The 18,636-nt window shown below is 70.6% G+C and carries 14 protein-coding genes; 1 reads left to right on the plus strand and 13 read right to left on the minus strand.

What is annotated here, in order from left to right:
* From B0I28_RS11765 to B0I28_RS11780, 4 genes are all read right to left on the minus strand, one after another.
* Complete coding sequence (locus B0I28_RS11765) at positions 1–1,581, minus strand: glycosyltransferase family 2 protein (RefSeq protein WP_106364029.1); 1,581 nt, start codon at positions 1,579–1,581, stop codon at positions 1–3.
* Positions 1,578–2,546 (minus strand): Gfo/Idh/MocA family oxidoreductase, encoded by a 969-nt coding sequence (locus tag B0I28_RS11770; RefSeq protein ID WP_425433441.1) that lies wholly within the window; start codon positions 2,544–2,546, stop codon positions 1,578–1,580. The genes B0I28_RS11765 and B0I28_RS11770 overlap by 4 nt, the downstream gene beginning before the upstream one ends.
* Positions 2,547–2,578: 32 nt before the next feature.
* Entirely contained in the window at positions 2,579–3,682 is a 1,104-nt protein-coding gene (locus tag B0I28_RS11775) for a DegT/DnrJ/EryC1/StrS family aminotransferase (protein ID WP_219926718.1), read from the minus strand.
* 115 nt (positions 3,683–3,797) lie between these two features.
* Positions 3,798–4,598 (minus strand): sugar phosphate isomerase/epimerase family protein, encoded by an 801-nt coding sequence (locus B0I28_RS11780; protein WP_106364361.1) that lies wholly within the window; start codon positions 4,596–4,598, stop codon positions 3,798–3,800.
* 97 nt (positions 4,599–4,695) lie between these two features.
* Here B0I28_RS11780 and B0I28_RS11785 point away from each other — a divergent pair, with 97 nt between their 5' ends.
* Positions 4,696–5,505, plus strand: coding sequence for a DUF3109 family protein (locus tag B0I28_RS11785; RefSeq protein ID WP_106364032.1), 810 nt, complete (start codon positions 4,696–4,698; stop codon positions 5,503–5,505).
* Positions 5,506–5,526: 21 nt separating this feature from the next.
* Here the strand turns inward: B0I28_RS11785 and B0I28_RS11790 are convergent, their stop codons facing one another.
* From B0I28_RS11790 to B0I28_RS11830, 9 genes are all read right to left on the minus strand, one after another.
* The gene (locus B0I28_RS11790) at positions 5,527–7,212 is read right to left on the minus strand and encodes a CDP-glycerol glycerophosphotransferase (RefSeq protein ID WP_106364033.1); all 1,686 of its coding nucleotides are present in this window, start codon (positions 7,210–7,212) and stop codon (positions 5,527–5,529) included.
* 149 nt (positions 7,213–7,361) lie between these two features.
* Complete coding sequence (locus tag B0I28_RS11795) at positions 7,362–9,071, minus strand: CDP-glycerol glycerophosphotransferase family protein (RefSeq protein ID WP_146148058.1); 1,710 nt, start codon at positions 9,069–9,071, stop codon at positions 7,362–7,364.
* An 80-nt stretch (positions 9,072–9,151) separates the two neighbouring features.
* The gene (locus B0I28_RS11800; RefSeq protein WP_106364035.1) at positions 9,152–9,847 is read right to left on the minus strand and encodes a phosphocholine cytidylyltransferase family protein; all 696 of its coding nucleotides are present in this window, start codon (positions 9,845–9,847) and stop codon (positions 9,152–9,154) included.
* A 156-nt stretch (positions 9,848–10,003) separates the two neighbouring features.
* Positions 10,004–10,717 (minus strand): IspD/TarI family cytidylyltransferase, encoded by a 714-nt coding sequence (locus B0I28_RS11805; RefSeq protein WP_219926719.1) that lies wholly within the window; start codon positions 10,715–10,717, stop codon positions 10,004–10,006.
* A 77-nt stretch (positions 10,718–10,794) separates the two neighbouring features.
* The gene (locus tag B0I28_RS11810) at positions 10,795–11,964 is read right to left on the minus strand and encodes a glycosyltransferase family 4 protein (RefSeq protein ID WP_106364036.1); all 1,170 of its coding nucleotides are present in this window, start codon (positions 11,962–11,964) and stop codon (positions 10,795–10,797) included.
* A gap of 272 nt (positions 11,965–12,236) precedes the next feature.
* On the minus strand, positions 12,237–14,999 hold the full coding sequence (topA, locus tag B0I28_RS11815; protein WP_245888951.1) for a type I DNA topoisomerase: 2,763 nt from the start codon (positions 14,997–14,999) through the stop codon (positions 12,237–12,239).
* Between the two features lie 133 nt (positions 15,000–15,132).
* Positions 15,133–17,457 carry a sodium-translocating pyrophosphatase gene (locus B0I28_RS11820; RefSeq protein ID WP_106364037.1) on the minus strand — a complete coding sequence of 775 codons (2,325 nt, stop codon included), beginning with the start codon at positions 17,455–17,457 and terminating at the stop codon, positions 15,133–15,135.
* Positions 17,458–17,643: 186 nt separating this feature from the next.
* On the minus strand, positions 17,644–18,165 hold the full coding sequence (locus tag B0I28_RS11825) for an ATP-binding protein (protein ID WP_106364038.1): 522 nt from the start codon (positions 18,163–18,165) through the stop codon (positions 17,644–17,646).
* Positions 18,162–18,521 carry an STAS domain-containing protein gene (locus B0I28_RS11830; protein ID WP_245888952.1) on the minus strand — a complete coding sequence of 120 codons (360 nt, stop codon included), beginning with the start codon at positions 18,519–18,521 and terminating at the stop codon, positions 18,162–18,164. Before B0I28_RS11830 ends, B0I28_RS11825 begins: the two co-directional genes overlap by 4 nt.
* Between the last annotated feature and the right edge of the window lie 115 nt (positions 18,522–18,636).

Consider the following 18,636-nt stretch of genomic DNA (forward strand, 5'->3'; position numbering starts at 1 on the left):
TCACTTCCTGCTCGGTTTGAGGCCGACGAGGTTCGCCACGCGGCGCTTCAGCGACGGCTTGCCCGACGAATGCACGACGATGAGGGACTTCCGCCCCCAGTCCACGGACACGTTACCCGGGCGGCCCTGCCGCTCGACGGGGCCTTTGACCGCGGTGAGGGGCAGGTCGTACACGAACGGCCCCATCGCGAGGTGGCCGCGCAGCGACCAGCGGCCCGCGGTGCCCGCGAGGTCGCCGAGTGGCAGCCGGGCCGCGAGCACCGTCGTGTCGCCGTCGGGCCGCAGCTCGACCTCGGCGGCCACGTCGTGGACGTGGAACTCTCCGGCCGGGACCGACCGGCGGGCGGCCGGACCCTTGGCCTTGACGAGGCGCTCGGCGCTGACGCCGACCGCGTCCGGCTCCAGTCCCGCGACCGGGACGCGGAACCAGTACTCCAGGAAGAACCCGGTCGCCCGGTCCCCCGCCCACGCCAGGTCGACGGGGTCGATCCCCTTGGCGAGGCGGCCGATCACGCGCTCTGCCGTCGCCTCGTACCACGAGTCGGGGCAGCCCTCGCGGAACCCGCTGTAGCGGACGAACACGCGCCCGTCCTCGATCAGGAAGCGCGGGGCGTCCTCGCGGATCGCGTCCTCCAGCCGGTCCCATTCGCGCCGCTGCGCCAGCGAGATGCGCACGCGCTTCTCGGTCGGCAGCCGCTCGCGGATCGCCTCGGTCAGGTGCGCGTCGCAGAAGCCCGCGACGGCCTCCCAGAACTTCTCGCGCGACGACTTGTCCGCGGTCAGGAACTGCGGCTGCACGCACTTGGCGATCTCGCGGGAGAACACCCGGTACATGAGCGCCTCGCGCTCGGGCCCGGGGCCGTACAGGTCCTCGATCGCGGCCACGATCTGCTCGGCGGCGTGCACCCACTCGACCGGCCCGGTCGAGTAGATGAGGTTCCCGCCGGTCTCGCGCTTCACCGCGTAGTACGAGTCGTAGTCCGACTGGATCGTGATCTTCGACGCCTTCGCCATGGCGCGCAGCGTGAACGGCACGTCGGAGCAGACCGCCATCCCCTCGGGGAACCGCAGCCCCTCCGACTCGACCAGCTCGCGCCGGAACAGCTTCGTGTTCGACAGCGCCCACGCCAGCTCCGGCGTCGGGAACGGGGCGTCGGCGACGTCCTCGGCGAACACGTCGGGCGCCTTGCGCCCGTTCACGCCGACCATCTTGCACAGCAGGACGTCCGAGCCCAGCTCGTCCGCCCGGTCGACCATCCGCTCCAGGGCCTCGGGCCCGAAGTAGTCGTCCGAGCCGATGAAGAACACGTACCGGCCCCGCGCGATCTCCAGCGCCGCGTTGCACGGCGCCGCCGGACCGCCCGAGTTCGCCTGGTGCACCACCCGGAGCAGTCCCGGGTGCTCGGCCGCGAAGCGGTCCAGCTCCTCGTCGGAGCCGTCCGTCGAGCCGTCGTCCACGGCCACGACCTCGAACCGGTCGGCGCCGATCGTCTGCGCCGCCATCGAGTCCAGGCACGCCGTCAGGTACGGCATCGTGTTGTACACCGGGATGACGACCGTGACGTCGGGGACCGCGCTCATGCCCGGCTTCCGTCGAGGACGACCGTCTCCCCGGTCGCGGCGGACCGGAGCATCGACTCGGACACCTCCACGGTGCTCGCCCCCTGCCGCAGGTCGACGATGTCGTTCGGCTTCCCCAGGACCGCGTCCCGGAAGTGCTCGTGCTCGACCAGCAGCGGCTCGCGCTTGCGGATCGCGTACCGGACCATGTCGCCCTCGGAGACCCCGCGGAAGTTGCTGATCGCCTCCCACTCGGTCGCCTCGACCCCGTTCGCGTAGAACGTCAGGTCCGCCGTCAGCGTGTCGGCGATGAAGCAGCCGCGGTCGCCCGTGACGACCGCCGTGCGCTCCTTGAAGGGGCTCAGCCAGTTCACCGAGTGGTTCGCGATCGCGCCGCCCGACAGCTGGCCGACCGCCGAGATCATGTCCTCGTGCTCCCGGCCCGACCGCGACACCGTGTGCGCGGTGACCGTGCTGTACGTCTGGCCGGTGACGAACCCGGTCAGGTCGATGTCGTGCGTCGCGAGGTCCTTGACGACCCCGACGTCGGCGATCCGGCCCGGGAACGGGCCCTGGCGGCGCGTCGCGATCTGGAGGACCTCCCCCAGCTCGCCCGCCTTCAGGCGCTCGCGCAGGCTCGTGACCGCCGGGTTGAACCGCTCGATGTGGCCCACGCCCGCGACCAGGCCGCGCGACTCGAACGCCTCCGCGAGGACCTGCGCGGCCTTCGTGGTGTGCGCCAGCGGCTTCTCGATGAGCGCGTGGACCCCGGCCTCGGCCAGGGCCAGGCCCACCTGCTCGTGGTACGCCGTCGGGCAGGCCACCACGACGTAGTCCACGCCGAGGCCGATCAGCTGCTCGACGTCCTCGACCAGGCGCCCCGCGGGCACCGCGGCCGCGTCGGCCACCGGGTCGGCGACCCCGACAAGGTCGACGCCGTCGAGGGCGTTCAGGACGCGGGCGTGGTTGCGGCCCATCGCCCCCATGCCGACCAGGCCGGCGCGCAGACGCCCGGCGCTCACTGCGCCGGCTCCAGGGAGTGGACCGCCTCGACGATGCGGTCGAGGTCGCCCTCGCTCAGCGCGGGGTGGATCGGCAGGGACAGCACCTCGGCCGCGGCCCGGTCGGTCTCCGGCAGGTCCGCCTCGATGTGCGCGTACGGCGCGAGCCTGTGGATCGGGACGGGGTAGTACACGGCGGAGCCGACCCCGGCGGCGTTCAGCTGCTCCAGGGCCGCGTCGCGGCCCTCGGGCACCCGCACCGTGTACTGGTGGTAGATGTGGCGCGCCCACGGCGCGACCGGCGGGACGACGACGCCCGCGGCGCCGGCGAGCCCCTTGTCGAGGTGCGCGGCGTTGGCGCGGCGCTGCTCGGTCCACTCGCCCAGCCGAGTCAGCTGGACCCGCCCGATCGCGGCCGACACGTCGGTCATGCGCATGTTCGCGCCCACGATCTCGTTCTGGTACCGCACCTCCATGCCCTGGTTGCGCAGGAGCCGGAGCGTGCGGGCGAGCTTCGGGTCGTCCGTGGAGACCATGCCGCCTTCGAGGGCGTGCATGTTCTTCGTCGGGTAGAAGCTGAACGTCCCCGCGGCGCCGAAGGAGCCGACCGGGCGGCCCTCGACCTGCGCTCCGTGCGCCTGGCAGGCGTCCTCCAGGATCGCCAGGGAGCGGCGCTCGGCCAGTGCGGTGAGGCGGGTCATGTCGGCGGGGTGGCCGTACAGGTGCACGGGCATGATCGCGGCGGTCTTGGGGCCGATGAGGGCCTCGACGTGCGCGGGGTCGACGCAGAACGTGCCGGGCTCGATGTCGGCGAAGACCGGCTCGGCGCCGACGAGGCGGACCGCGTTCGCGCTGGCGGCGAACGAGAAGGAGGGGACGATGACCTCGTCGCCGGGGCCGATGCCCATGGCGAGGAGGGCGAGCTGGAGGGCCGACGTGCCGGAGTTGACGGCGACGCACTCGGCCGTCCCGGAGACCTTGGCGAACTCCTCTTCGAAGGCGGCCACCTCGGGGCCCTGGACGACCCGGCCGCTGCGCAGTACCGCTACGGCCGCTTCGATCTCGGCCTCGCCGATGTGCGGCTTCGCCGGGGGGATGAACTCCCGCTGTTGGTCAGGCACGTGTCTCTCCGCGTTCTCCGGAACGGTCTGGACTTCGCACTGGGTTGGTGCGCGATCGATCATACAGAGGACACCTCCAGTTAATACATGGAGAACTCCGGCTGGCGAGGAGGTGTCACGCTGGCGACTGGGAGACGAGAGCGTCCCTCGCGAACTTGAGGGATTCGTGCAGGTCCTCCGCCCTGCGGGTGCGGTTGCCGCTCTTGCGGGTCGACACCTCCACGGTGATCGACCCGTCCCAGCCGGCCTTCCCCAGCGCCCCGAGCAGCTCCCCGCACGGCTGCGTCCCGCGGCCGGGCACCAGGTGCTGGTCCGCGCCCGGCGCGGTCCCGTCGCACAGGTGGATGTGCCTGAGCCCCTTGCCCATCCGCTCGGCCATCGCGAGCGCGTCGGCCCCGGAGGCCGCGCAGTGCGACAGGTCGAGCGTGTACGAGTCGTACCCGTGCCGGGTCGGGTCCCAGTGCGGCCGGTACGGCACCAGGTTCCGCTTCCCGACCTTGAGCGGGAACATGTTCTCGACCGCGATCGTCACCCCCGGGTACCGGGCCCTGAGCCCGTCGAGGACCGTCGAGAACTTCGCCGCGTAGTCCCGCTGCCACGAGAACGGCGGGTGGATGACCACCGTCGGGGAGTCGAGGTATTCGGCGGCCTGCACGGACCGGCGCAGCCGCGTCCACGGGTCGGCGCTCCACACCCGCTGGGTGACGAGGAGGCACGGGGCGTGGACGGCGCCGATCTTGACGCCGTAGTGCTTCGCGAGGCTGGCCGCCGCCGACGGGTCCTGGGAGACCCGGTCGGTGAAGACCATCAGCTCGACCCCGTCGTAGCCGAGCTCGGCGGCGAGCTCGAACCCCACCGCGGTTGGCTCGGGGTACACGGACGTGGTCGACAGCAGAACCGGGACGGACTGGGTCACGCCCACCAGGGTACGCCGTGTCCGAAACCGGCCGTCGGCTTCGTGGTCAGCGCGGCGTGAACCGGTCCTGAACGTGCGGTGCAGGTACCGTTGACGGATGACCGACGAGGTGCCCGCGGACTTCGACCGCGAGTGGGTCGAGTTCTTCGATCCCGCTGACTCCGACACGATGGTCCGCGCCGACCTGACCTGGCTCCTGTCCCGCTGGGGGTGCATCTTCGGCAGGCACCCCGACCAGGGCGGCTGTCCCGGGATCGAGAAGAGCCGGCCCGCGGACGGGTGCTGCCTGCACGGCGCGTTCTACACCGACGAGGCCGACATCCGCCGCACCAGGGAGATCGTCAAGAAGCTCACGCCCGAGACGTGGCAGCTCCACCGCAAGTGGAAGCACACCATCGTCGACGACACCCTGGAGAACGAGGAGGGCGAGGAGGAGCCCGCGAAGAAGACCGCGGTCGTCGACGGCGCCTGCGTCTTCCACAACCGCGAGGGCTTCCCGACCGGCGCCGGGTGCGCCCTGCACCAGCAGGCGATGCGCGACGGCGTCCACCCCATGGAGTACAAGCCCGAGGTGTGCTGGCAGCTCCCGGTGAAGCGCGACTTCAAGACCGAGCACCGCGCCGACGGCACCGACGTGTCGGTCACGCTCATCACCGAGTTCGACCGGGCCTCCTGGGGCCCCGGCGGCCACGACTTCGACTGGTGGTGCACCGGCTCGCCGCTGGCCCACACCGCCTCGGAGCCGGTGTACCTGTCGTACGCCGTGGAGCTGACCGAGCTGCTCGGCGCCGCGGCCTACGAGAAGCTCGCCGACCTGTGCGCCGAGCGCGAGCGCCGCGGCCTGGTCGCCCCGCACCCGGCGAGCGTGCGGTCGCCGGAGCTGCTCCCCGCGCCCCGGCGGATCTGAGCCGGGGCGCGGGGAAGCGCGCTACGCGGCGGTCTCGACGGCGCCGGCGGTCTTGACGACCGGCTGCGCGTAGGTCTCGCGGACGGCGTCGGCGAAGACCTCGAACAGGTCTTCGGGCGCGTGGTCGCCGAGGTAGTACTCGCGGGTGCCGGCCCGCTGCGCGGCCTTGGAGTCGGTGTCGAACAGCTCCGCCATGACCGCTTCGGCGTTCTTCGCGCCGGGCTTGAGCAGGTAGGCGCCGGCGGCGACGGGGAACTCCTCCAGGTAGCCGCCGCCCAGGCCCCGCGGGTCGGTCATCGCGAACGGCTTGCCGCTGTAGAGCCAGTCGGAGGCCGCGCCGCTGATGTCGCACACGGCCGCGTCGGCGGCGTTGATGCAGTCGGCGAGGGACATCTCGGACTCGGCGGCGGCGCCCCAGCGGTGCGGCAGGCCGGTGCGGGAGGCGTCGGCGGCGAGCATCGCGCGGATGGCCTCGGCGCGGGCCTGGTAGGCGGCGTTGGTGCTGGTGTAGGGGTGGGTCCGGAAGTGGACGGCGACGCCGCGGGCCAGGGCGGCCTCGACGATCGTCGCGCCTTCCTTCAGCGACGAGTAGTTGACGTCCTCGGTGAAGCCGGTCCAGGTGGGGGCGTAGAGGAGCACGGGCGGCTCGTCGGGGCCCTTCTCGCGCGGGCCGACCTTGATGCCGTGGAGCTGCGGGCGGCCGATGCGGCGGAACTTCCGCTCGGGGATGTCGACGCCGTGGCGGTGGTACCGGTCGACGCCGGCCTGCCCGGCGACGAACACGCGGTCGTACATCAGCGAGAGGGCGCTGCGGCTGATCGCCTTGTCGGAGTCGCCGTGCATGAGCTGGATGTGCAGGAGCTCGCCGTGGCGGATGAGCGCGGTGTTCTTCTGCGCGTGGTTGGAGTAGAAGCAGGCGCGGACGCTCTCGGGCAGGAGCTTGTCGAGGACCGACTGGCCGGGGGCGAGCACGACCGGGGCGCTCGTGCACGCGACGGTGCCGCGCATGAGGAACTCGTCGCGGACGAGGACGAGGTACGGGTCGCCGATCTTGTCGAAGTACGGCAGCCACATCTCGATCTGGTACTCCGAGAGGCGGGCGCCGCCGAAGTGCACCACGTACTTCGGCTGGAGGCGCTCGACGGCGGCGACGACGGCCTCGTCGATGGGGTGCGACACGCGCCGGCGCAGCAGCAGGTTCGCGACGACCGCGTCGCCGGCCCACACGAGCGAGGCGAGGACGAGGACGAGCGCGGCCCAGTCGGCGGCGGGCCGCAGCGCCGCGGGGGCGGCGGCGGCCAGGGGCAGGGCCACGGCGGTGAAGCCGGTGACCAGGGCGATCGGGACCGGCGCGGCGGCGCGGCCGCGCAGCGTCCGGCGCACGTCGAGGTTCGCGGTCTCCAGGTACGACAGTGACAGTGCGATGCGGATGGCCCCGGCGACCGACTGGAAGCCGGCGACGAGGACGCAGCCGACGATGAGCTCCCAGCGCTGCGGGGTGTCGGACCAGGCCGCGACGAGGACCGCGATGACGGCGATGAGCCGCGCGGTGCGCATCGCGGAGAGGTTGTCGCGGTAGTACCAGGCCGTGGTCGCGAGGACCGCGGCGGCGAGTGCGTAGGCCAGCAGGTGCGTGTGCGCCGCGGTCGCGGCGACGACCGCCGTGATGGCGACGATCTCGTACCGCTGTCTCCACAGTCGGGACATGTGTGCTCCATCGGATGAATGAGTTAACGGGCTCTTAACCCAAGATGAAGTAAACACGTCCGATGTTTGTCTCCGGTGGCAGGGATCACCGAAATGGACGCGACGCGGGGGCCCCGCCGGAGTCGGCGGGCCCCGCGGTCGCGGCGGCGTCAGGCGGCCTGGGCCAGTGCGGACTCGCCGGTCGCGGTCTTGCGGACCTGGCGCGCGTAGGTGTCCCTGACTTCGGCGGCGAACACTTCGATGAGGTCGCCGGGCTTGATGTCGCCGAGGTAGTACTCGCGGACCTCGGCGCGCAGGTCGGCCTTGGAGTCGCGTAGGAGCAGCTCGTCGAGGACGGCGTCGATGTTCCCGGCGTCGGGCTTCAGCAGGTACGCGGCCTTGGCGAGCGGGAACTCGTCGAGGTAGTGCTCCTCGAAGCCCTTCGGGTCGGTCATGGCGAAGGGGCGGCCCGAGTAGAGCCAGTCGGAGGCGGTGCCGGAGATGTCGGAGATCGCGACGTCGGCGGCGTTGATGCAGTCGGTGAGGCTGACGGCGGACTCGGCCTGGTCGCCCCACAGGTGCGGGCGGCCGGTCTTCGCGGCGTCCTCGGCGATGAGGGACTTGATGTCGTCGGCGAGCGCCTGGTAGGCGGCGTTGGTGCGGGTGTAGGGGTGGGTGCGGAAGATGACGTCGACGTCGCGGGCCAGGATCGCCTGCACGATCTTCTTGCCCTGCTTGAGGGACGAGTAGTTGACGTCGGCGGTCAGGCCGGTCCAGGTGGGCGTGTAGAGGACGGTCTGGCGGCCCTCGTCGGCCTTGTCGCGGCGGCCGACCTGCATGGCGTGCAGCTGGGGCCGGCCGATGCGGCGGAACTTGTAGTTGGGGATGTCGACGCCGTGGCGGTGGTAGCGGTCGACGCCGGCCTGTCCGGCGACGAAGACCCGGTCGTACATGAGCGAGACGGGGCTGCGGCTGATGGCCTTGTCGGAGTCGCCGTGCATGAGCTGCACGTGGAGGTACTTGTCGAGCTTGATGAGCTGCGCGTTCTTGACCGCGTGGTTGACGTAGTAGCAGGCGCGGACGCTGGAGGGCAGCAGCGTGTCGAGGACCGACTGGGCCGGGACGAGGACGATCGGGGCCTTGGTGCGGGCGGCGATGCCGTCGACGAGGTACCGGTCGCGGATGATGATGAGGTACGGGTCGCCGACGGCCTCGAAGTAGTCGAGCCACATCTGGAGCTGGTACTCCGATTCGCGGGCGCCGGCGAAGTGGATGACGAACTTCGGCTGGAGGCGGCGGACGGCGCTGATGACCTGGATGTCGACGGGGTGGGAGACCTTGCGGCGGTGCAGGTAGTTCTGGAGCACGGCCGAGCCGATCCATCCGAACGCGGCGGCGGTGGCGGCGAGGACGATCAGGTCGGCGCCGAACCGGAACTCCCCCAGCGGGAGCGAGCCGAGGACGTACAGGATGGACACGGCGTCGAAGAGGCGGCCGACCGATCCGGGCGTGGTGAGCTGGGAGCGGCGGGTCCGCACGATGTCGAGGTTGTGGGTCTGGAGGTAGCCGACGTTCAGGGCCCGGTTGAAGATGTCGGCGTAGGCGATGAAGAGGGTGACGCCGAGCCCGGCGAGGAGCATCGGCCAGCGGTCGAGGCCGCCGGAGTACCAGGCGAGGATGAGCAGCGCGAGCGCGGCGAGGGTGCGGGGGATGCGGAAGCCGGCGACGCCGGTCCGGTCCTGCCAGGCGGCGACCCCGAACACGGCGAGCGAGAACGCTGTGGTGAGCCATGGCGTGTCGGTGAGGGCGACGGCGGCGACGACCGCCCCCACCGCCAGCAGGTTCGTTCGGATGGGCCAGGATTTCAGCAGTCTCTTCAACTCGCCGTGCCTCGGATTCGGTCTCGCATGGCTGTGTCGCAAGTAGTTCTAGCTCGCCGGTTCGACGCTTCCGGTTCCAATTACTTGAAGTGCTGGTTAACGGAGTTCAGGTCTTCCGCGAAGTCCACTTCGATGACGTTGTGCTGCGAGATGTCGACGGCCTCGAACCTGAGCCCGTCCTTCTCGATGGCGAGCTCGATGCCGCCCTCGAAGTAGTCCTGGTCGTCGACCTCGGCGAGCCGCTTGGCGACGAGCGCGCGGTCGTCGGCGGACACGTAGTTGATGCCGACCGCTTCGCCCAGGGCGCCTTCGGAGACGCGCTTGGAGAGCTTGTTGATGTAGCCGTCGGCGCCGAGCGTGTACTTGACCTCCTCGTCGGAGACCTTCGCGGTGTTCACGGCGACGAAGGAGTGGTCCATGGCGATGTGCGGCAGGAGCACGTCGAGGACCTGCGGGTCGAAGACGACGTCGCCGTTGAGCCACAGGACCCCGCCGGGGCCGAGGATGGTGAACGCCTTGAGGAGGCTCTTGGAGGTGTTGGTGTCGCCGTAGGCCTGGTTGTAGATGAAGCCGACGTCGGGCACCTCCTCCATGATCATCTCCTTCTTGAAGCCGACGACGAGGTGGATGGAGTGGCGGCTGAACCGGGAGGTGAGCAGGCGCAGCGAGCGGCCGAGGATGGTCTCGCCGGTGTTCAGGGGCGTCAGGGGCTTGGGGTGCGGTTTGCCGAGCCGGGAGCCGACGCCGGCCGCGAGGATCACGATGTTCGTGGACATGTCGAGAGCCACCTCGTTCGATTGGGATGCTGGATTGGTGCAGTTTACCTAGTTGAACGTGCGATGACGCATAGCCCAACGTGCGGTGGACCCGGGTGTCACACCTTCCGCGGCCCCCTGCCGGGAGCGCCGCGCCGCGGCTGCTCGCGGCCCGTTTCAGGCTCTGAGCAGGGCTTCCGCCAAGACGAGGTCGGCGGGCGAGGTGACCTTGAGGTTCCGTTCGGCGCCCGCGACGGTGCGGACGGGGACGTCGGGGCGGAAGCGCAGGACGACCGAGCAGTCGTCGGTGGGGGTGAACGCCGGGTCGTCCGCGGCGGCGGCGTGGGCCTCGGCGATGAGGCCGAGCCGGAACCCCTGGGGGGTCTGGACCCGGGCGAGTCCGGCGCGGTCGGGGACGGCGGTGATGCGTCCGCCGTGGACTTCGACGACCGTGTCCGAGGAGGGGATCACCGCGGTCACGGCCTCGCCGTCGTCGAGGGCCGCGGCCACATCGGCGATGATCCGGCCGGTGACGAGCATGCGGGCGGCGTCGTGGACGAGCAGTTTCGCGCGGTCCCCGACGCCGACCTGCGACCGCGCCCAGCGGATGGCCGCGGCGGAGGAGTCGGCGCGGGAGGCCCCGCCGCCGATCACCGCCGAGAGTTTTGTCACATTTGCGGACTTGGCTATGGTCCAGGCCGCTTCGTGGTGGCCTTCGGCCATGACGAGGACGATCCGGTCGACCGCGGCGCTCGCCTGGAACGCCTCCAGCGTGTGCTGGAGGACCGGCTTGCCCGCGACCTCCAGGAGCTGCTTGGGGAGGGCGGCGCCCATGCGGGCGCCGGTCCCTCCGGCGAGCACGGCCGCGATCGTCGGCTGAGCGGTGGTCACGGTCGTCTCCCGGTCCTCGGCGGCTTGGTGCCGCCCAATCTACGGTCCCTCCGGCCCGGACCGGCGGAGCCCCGCGGTCAGGCGCGGGCGGCGAGGACCTTCTCGAAGACGTCCACGTGCCCGCCGACGACGTTCTGGGGCTCGTAGCGCTTGGCGGTCTCCCGGCCGGCGTCGGCGAGCTTGCGGCGCAGGCTCGGGTCGCCCATGAGGCGGCGCAGCGCCCCGGCCAGCTCGGTCGGGTTCTTCGGCTCGACGAGCAGGCCGTTCTCCTCGTCGCGGACGATCTCCAGGGGGCCGTGCTTGACGGCGGTGCACACCACCGGCAGGCCCGCGGCCATGGCCTCCACGATGACGAGCCCGAACGGCTCGAAGCGGGAGGGGATCGCGGCGATCGACGCGTGCTGCCACTCGGCGTCGAGCGGCGTCTTCGGCCCGGGCAGCAGGATGCGGTCTTCGAGGCCGTGGTCCTTGATGCGGTTGGTGATCTTGGTGCGGTCGCGCCCGCGGCCGAAGATCTTCACCTTCCACTCCGGGAACTCGTCGGCGACCTGCGCGAACGCGTGCACGAGGATGTCGAAGCCCTTCATGCCGGTGAGGCGCCCGGCGGTCATGATGACCGGCTCGGTGAGCTCCGAGGGCGGCAGCGGGTTCGCCGGGATGGCGTTCGAGACGCACGTGACCTTGTCGGCGGCCTGCGGCAGGGCCTCGCGGTAGGCCTTCGCGTCGGCCTCGGTGATCGTGACGATCGCGTCGAACTTCGGGTAGTTCTCCAGGATCAGCTCGCGGTGCCGCTCGGCGTAGTGGTCGAGGTACAGGTGCTCCTGGGCGACCATCGCGTACCGCTCGGGGCGGCCGTACATCGCCATGTACAGGTTCACGCTGATCTGCGTGCCGACCACGACGTCCGTATCGTGGCGGGCCAGGAACTTCTTCACTCGGACATCGAGCAGTTTCGACGACTCGCCCATGTTGTTGACCTTGTCGGCGTCGAGCACCGACTTCGACTTCGCCTGCCAGCGCTCGATGAAATTGAGCTTCTCGCCGCCGTCCTCCGGTTTCCTGGTGTCCCAGAGATTGACGACCTTCACCCTTTTGTCGACGGGGAAGTCGGCTTTCCTCTTGCTTCTGATGCACGATGCGATCGTCACGTCGTGACCGAGCCCTGCCAGCGCTTCGGCGGTGTTCAGGGTGGTCTTGATGGTGCCTCCGATGCCCCAGATGTTCCGGACCAGGAAAGTGATGCGCATGTGCTCGAAACCCGCTTTCGAAGAATTGCCGTTTTAGGCCACATCGGACGCTTGCGGCTCCGCTATGAGCCGTGTCCGCAAAGCCTTGACGCGACTGACCCGCGACCAGGTTGCATCCAAGCAGAAAATAGTTTACGAACGGTTGAACCGTAGGCGGACACGCCGAGGGTAAGCGTGGCCTGTGACATCCGGATGTCAGACATGCCACAAATTCGGGCAACGGCGAACGGCCCGGTCCCGTGGTGAGAGGACCGGGCCGTGCGCTCCGGCCGCTACTCGCCCGGCGCGGGCTTCTTCGCGGCCTTCTTGACCGCCTTCGCGGCCGTCGTCTTCTTCGCCGCCGTCTTCTTGGCGGCGGCCTTCTTCACCGCCTTCTTGGCGGCGGTCTTCTTCGCGGCGGTCTTCTTGGCCGCCTTCTTCGCGGTCTTCTTCGCCGGGACCGCGCCGGAGGCGACCTTCTCGCGCCGCTCGGCGAGCAGTTCGGCCGCGCGGTCGATCGTCAGGTCCTCGACGGAGTCGGTCTTGCGGATCGACGCGTTCGTCTCGCCGTCGGTCACGTACGGGCCGAAGCGCCCGTCCTTGAGCGAGACCTCCTTGCCGGTGACCGGGTCGGGCCCCAGCTCCTTGAGGAGCGTCTGCGCGCGCTGCTGGCGCCCGCGGGTCTTCGGCTGCGCGAGGAGCTTCTCGGCCTCTTCGAGCGTGAGGGAGAACAGCTGCTCCTCCCGGTCGAGCGACCGGTAGTCGCGGCCCTTCTTCACGTACGGCCCGTGCGGGCCCAGGCCCGTGCGGATCTCCTCGCCCTCCGCGTCCTTGCCGACCAGGCGCGGCAGCGTCAGCAGCTGCACGGCGTCGTCGAGGGTCAGTTCCGAGAGCTTCTGGCCCGTCAGCAGCGACGAGGACTTCTCGCCGGAGGTGACGTAGGGCCCGTACCGGCCGCTCTTGGCGAACACGGGCTCCCCGGTCTCGGGGTGCGTGCCCAGTTCGCCTTCGGCGGACCCGAGCTCGTACAGCTCCTCCACTTTCGCCTCGGTCAGCTCGTCGGGCGCGACGGACTCGGGGACGGAGACGCGCTCGCCGGGCTCCCCGGCCTCGGCCTGCGCGGGCGTGGTCCGCTCCAGGTACGGCCCGTACCGGCCGACCCGGGCGACGACCTGGCGCTGCTGGTCGTCGGTGTACAGGGGGATCGAGTTGACCTGGCGCGCATCGATCTTCGCCAGCTCCTCCTCGACCATGTGCCGCAGGCCCCCGGAGGCGGCGACGGTCCCCTCCTTGTCCTTGCCGCCGAAGTAGAACTTCCGCAGGAACTCCTCGCGGGACTCCTGCCCGGCGGCGACGCCGTCGAGCTCGTCCTCCATCCCGGCGGTGAAGTCGTAGTCGACCAGGCGCGGGAAGTGGCGCTCCAGGAGGCCGACGACCGCGAACGCCCGGAACGCGGGCACGAGCGCCTGGCCCTTCTTGAAGACGTACTCGCGGTCCTGGATGGTCTGCATGATCGACGCGTACGTCGAGGGCCGCCCGATCCCGCGCTCCTCCAGGGCCTTCACGAGGCTCGCCTCCGTGTACCGGGCGGGCGGCTGGGTGGTGTGCCCGGCCGCTTCGAGGCCCTTCTCGGCGAGCTGCTGGCGCTCGGTCAGCTCGGGGAGGCGCTTCTCCGCGTCGTCGGCGTCGCCCTCCTCGATGGACTCGACGTACGCGAGCAGGAAGCCCGGGTTGGTGATCGTCTTGCCGGAGGCCCCGAAGTCGGCCTCCTCCCCCGACGTGGTGACGGCGCGGGCGCGCACCGACGTGGAGTTCCCGGTGGCGTCGACCATCTGCGACGCGAGCGTGCGCCGCCAGATGAGCTCGTAGACCCGGTACTCCTCGGCCGAGAGCTGGTTCTTCAGCTGGTTCGGGGTCTTGAAGACGTCCCCGGCGGGCCGGATCGCCTCGTGCGCCTCCTGCGCGTTCTTCACCTTCCGCGCGTAGTGGCGCGGCTCGGCGGGCACGTACTGCGCGCCGTACAGCTCGGCGGCCTGCGCGCGGGCGGCGTTGATCGCCGTCGCCGACAGGTTCGTCGAGTCGGTTCGCATATAGGTGATGTGGCCGTTCTCGTAGAGCCGCTGGGCGACCCTCATGACCTGCGCGCTGGAGAGCCGCAGCTTGCGCCCGGCCTCCTGCTGGAGCGTCGAGGTGATGAACGGCGGGTACGGGCGGCGCCGGTACGGCTTCTTGTCGACCTTGAGGACGGTGAAGTCGCGCCCTTCGAGGCGCCCGGCGAGGCCGCGGGCGCCCGCCTCGTCGAGGTGCACGACGTTGCCGCGGGCGGTGCCGGTGGCCGCGTCGAAGTCCTTGCCGGTGGCGACCCGGTCGCCGTCCACGGCGATCAAGGTGGCCTTGAACCGCTGGTCGTCCGCGGTCGACAGGTTCGCGGTGACGTCCCAGTAGTCCGCGGAGCGGAACGCCATGCGGGCCCGCTCGCGCTCGACGACGAGCCGCGTCGCCACGGACTGGACGCGCCCGGCCGACAGCCGCGGCATGACCTTCTTCCACAGGACCGGGCTCACCTCGTACCCGTACAGCCGGTCGAGGATGCGCCGCGCCTCCTGCGCGTCCACCAGGTCCTGGTTCAGCTCCCGCGGGTTCGCGGCCGCCTCGGCGATCGCCTGCGGCGTGATCTCGTGGAACACCATGCGCTTCACCGGGATCTTCGGCTTCAGCGTCTCCAGGAGGTGCCACGCGATGGCCTCCCCCTCGCGGTCCTCATCGGTGGCGAGGAAGAGCTCGTCGACCTCGGCGAGGTAGCCCTTCAGCTTCTTGACATGCGCGGACCGGTCCGGGTTCACGATGTACAGCGGCGCGAAGTCGTTGTCGACGTCCACGCCGAGCCGCGACCAGGCCTTGTCCTTGTACTTCGCCGGGATCTCCTTCGCGCTGCGCGGGAGGTCGCGGATGTGCCCGAGGGAGGAGTCGACGATGTAGCCGGCCCCGAGGTACGAGGCGATCGTCTTGGCCTTCGCCGGGGACTCGACGATGACCAGGCGTTTGATGTCCGGCACTGCTCCCACCGTTCCACTCGGAAAATGCACTCGAATCGTTACGGTAGCTCACGCTTCCGCATTGCGTCCCCTGAGTATGGGTGTGCCCCGTTCCGAGGGAACGGGGCACACGCCGATGTACCAGCCCGGAAAGCTAGCCGACCTCGACCGACTCACGCTGTTCCGGGGTGCGGGCTTCCCCCGCCTCCACCACCGAGGAGCGGCGCTTGGAGACGACGATCGCCGTGACGAGCGCGGCGACCGCGAGGCCGGCGATGATCCAGCGGACGGGGCTGGAGGCCTCGCCGCCGACGCCGTCGACCGTGTAGACCACGACGGCCGGGGCGATGATGAGGCTCACGAGGTTCATGACCTTCAGGAGCGGGTTGATGGCGGGGCCGGCGGTGTCCTTGAACGGGTCGCCGACGGTGTCGCCGATGACGGCCGCGGCGTGGGCCTCGGAGCCCTTGCCGCCGTGGTTGCCGTCCTCGACGTCCTTCTTCGCGTTGTCCCAGGCGCCGCCCGAGTTCGCGAGCATGACGGCCATGAGGACGCCGCACGCGATCGCGCCCGCGAGGTACGCGGCGAGCGGGCCGACGCCGAGGCCGAAGCCGACGGCGATGGGCGCGGTGATCGCGAGCAGGCCCGGGGTGACCAGCTCGCGCTGGGCGTCGCGGGTGCAGATGTCGACCACGCGGCCGTACTCGGGCCGCTGGGTGCCCTCCATGATCCCGGGGAAGCGCGCGAACTGGTCGCGGACCTCGTTGACGACGGCGCCCGCGGAGCGGGCGACGGCGTTGATCGCGAGGCCGGAGAACAGGAACACGACGCTCGCGCCGATGATGAAGCCGACGATGTTGACCGGGTCGGCGATGTTCAGCGTCTCGAACAGTGCGCCGCCCGCGAGGCCCTCGGAGGCCACCGCGTCGGTGTAGGAGCCGAACAGGGCGGTCGCGGCCAGGACCGCGGTCGCGATCGCGATGCCCTTGGTGATGGCCTTGGTGGTGTTGCCCACCGCGTCCAGGTCGGTGAGGGTCTGCGCGGCCTCGCCCTCGACGTCGCCGGACATCTCCGCGACGCCCTGCGCGTTGTCGCTGATGGGCCCGAAGGTGTCCATGGCGACGATGACGCCGACGGTGGTGAGCAGGCCGCAGCCCGCGAGCGCCACCGCGAACAGGCTGATGAGGATCTCGCCGCCGCCGAGGAGGTACGCGCCGAGGACGGCCGCGGCGATGGTGAGCGCCGTGTAGACCGCGGACTCCAGGCCGAGCGAGAACCCGGAGAGGATGTTCGTGGCCGCGCCGGTGCGGGTCGAGGCTGAGACGGTCTTCGTGGGCTTGTAGCGGGTGTCGGTGTAGTAGCCGGTCAGCGCCATGATGGCCGCGGCCAGGGCGATGCCGATGACGACCGAGCCGGCGGCGAGGATCTGCGGGCTGACCGGGACGTCGGCGAAGTCGGCGCTGGTGCCGAGCTCGGACCAGTCCGAGGGCACGTACCAGAACACGGCCGCCGCGGTGAGCGCCGCGGCCACGACCGCGGAGATGTAGAACGCGCGGTTGATCGCGGTCAGGCCCGAGGCGTCGGAGGCCCGCATGCGGGTGATGATGACGCCGAGGATCGCGCAGACGATGCCGACGGAGGCCACCAGCAGCGGCAGCACCAGGCCGGTCTCGCCGAACGCGGCGCGGCCGAGGATGAGGCTCGCGACGAGCACGACGGCGTAGGACTCGAAGAGGTCCGCGGCCATGCCGGCGCAGTCGCCGACGTTGTCGCCCACGTTGTCGGCGATGGTCGCCGGGTTGCGCGGGTCGTCCTCGGGGATGCCCTGCTCGACCTTGCCGACGAGGTCGGCGCCGACGTCGGCGGCCTTGGTGAAGATGCCGCCGCCGACGCGCATGAACATCGCGAGGAGCGCGGCGCCGAAGCCGAAGCCCTCCAGGACCACGGGCGCGTCGGCGTTGTAGATGAAGACCACGACCGAGGCGCCGAGCAGGCCCAGGCCCACGGTCATGAACCCGACCACGCCGCCGGTGCGGAACGCCAGGTGCATCGCGGTGGTGGGCTTGCCGTCGCGGGCGGCGGCGGCGACGCGCACGTTCGCGCGGGTCGCCATGCTCATGCCGGCCCAGCCGATGAACGAGCTGAACACGGCGCCGACGATGAAGAACACGCTCCGTCCGATGCGGACGTCCGTGCCGCCTTCGGCCGGGAGCAGGAAGAGCAGGACCACGGCGATGACGACGAAGATCCCCAGCGCCTTGAACTGGCGGTTGAGGTAGGCCGAGGCGCCCTCCTGGACGGCCCCGGAGATCTCGCGCATCTTGTCGGTGCCGGTCCCGGCCTTCAGGATGCTCTTGACGAGCGCCGCGGCGCCGCCGAGCGCGATGAGCGCCAGCACGGCCGCGAGCACGACGAGGCTGAGGTTCGCGCCTTCCAGCGCGCCTACGCTCTCGTCGCCGTTGGCGAGCAACGTATGCATGTAGTTCCTCCATAGAAAAGAAGCAGCGCAGGCAGGGCGCGCTCCTTCGCAGACACGTAGGGGGCCGCTCCGGGGAAGCGGGCGGCCGTCGCCGCGTGACGCGGCTGACTTAACGTGCGGAGTGTAACGAGATGAGGGCTTTCGGAGTGGGTTCGGTCACGCCGCCCCGGGAGGGTGTGCGAGGCCTCAGTGGTCGGTCGCCGAAGCGGACCCGGGGAGGGGCCAGGACATGCTGACGGTGGTGCCCCCGTCGGCGTCGGGACCGGTCACCACCAGGTCTTCGACCAGTCCGCCGAGGACGATGAGGGTGATCTCCTCGGACAGGGTGTCCTCTTCGAGCGCGTCGTGATCGTTCGCTCGCGCATCGCCGCCGACGGTGCCCGCACCGACCCGGTCGCCGGAGCGCGCGCGCAAATCCTGCGCGTTGTCGGTGATTTTCGCTACAAAACGATCACCGATCGAAAACTCTACGCGCACGAGGTCGCGCAGTCCGCGGTCGCGGTGCCGCAGGACCGCGCGCGTGCACGCCTCGCCGACGGCCTGGCGGACCTCGTCGAGGAGCCCGGTGGCGACACCGGAGCGGGCGGCGACGTCGGCGGCGACGAGCCTCGCGGCGCGCACGTAGGCGGCGGCGGGGGTGAAGGCGAACCTGACCGTCGCGGGCTCCGGCCGCCTTCCACCGGTGCGGTCGTGCCTGGAGCCGTTCACTCGCCGGGCACCGCTTCCCTCACGTCGAGGACCTTGTCCAGGCCGGTGAGGTCGAGGAGCTTGCGGATGCGGGGGTTGGCGCACACGACGACGAGGCTGCCCCCGGCGTCGGAGAGGCGGCGGCGGGCGCCGATGAGGACGCCCAGGCCGGTGGAGTCGCAGAACTCGGTGGGGGTCAGGTCGATGGCGACCCGCATGCGCCCCTCGGAGGAGAGCTGGCGGACGGCCTCGCGCAGCTGCGGCGCGGTGTACATGTCGATCTCGCCGGTGACGCTGATGACCGCGTAGTCGCCGACGGTCGAAAGGCTCAGCCCCAGTTCGGGCTCGGGCGCCCCGTCGCCTGAAGTTCCCCTCACGCCGTCTCTCCTAGCTGGCTGGAGTGTGTCTTGGCCCATAAGCGTACTGCGTTCCGAGTGGACATGAGCCGGGAGCGTATGACCGATATGCGGGCGGGCACTGTCGCCCGGGGTG

The sequence above is a fragment of the Glycomyces artemisiae genome, from assembly GCF_003002955.1.
Taxonomy (GTDB): Bacteria; Actinomycetota; Actinomycetes; order Mycobacteriales; family Micromonosporaceae; genus Glycomyces; species Glycomyces artemisiae.

What these genes read in the sequence shown, in the direction of transcription:
- B0I28_RS11785 (WP_106364032.1), top strand. Translation starts at nt 4,696, where the DNA reads ATGACCGACGAGGTGCCCGCGGACTTCGACCGCGAGTGGGTCGAGTTC.
- B0I28_RS11810 (WP_106364036.1), bottom strand. Translation starts at nt 11,964, where the DNA reads ATGCGCATCACTTTCCTGGTCCGGAACATCTGGGGCATCGGAGGCACC.
- B0I28_RS11770 (WP_425433441.1), bottom strand. Translation starts at nt 2,546, where the DNA reads ATGGGGGCGATGGGCCGCAACCACGCCCGCGTCCTGAACGCCCTCGAC.
- B0I28_RS11765 (WP_106364029.1), bottom strand. Translation starts at nt 1,581, where the DNA reads ATGAGCGCGGTCCCCGACGTCACGGTCGTCATCCCGGTGTACAACACG.
- B0I28_RS11800 (WP_106364035.1), bottom strand. Translation starts at nt 9,847, where the DNA reads ATGTCCACGAACATCGTGATCCTCGCGGCCGGCGTCGGCTCCCGGCTC.
- B0I28_RS11820 (WP_106364037.1), bottom strand. Translation starts at nt 17,457, where the DNA reads ATGCATACGTTGCTCGCCAACGGCGACGAGAGCGTAGGCGCGCTGGAA.
- B0I28_RS11790 (WP_106364033.1), bottom strand. Translation starts at nt 7,212, where the DNA reads ATGTCCCGACTGTGGAGACAGCGGTACGAGATCGTCGCCATCACGGCG.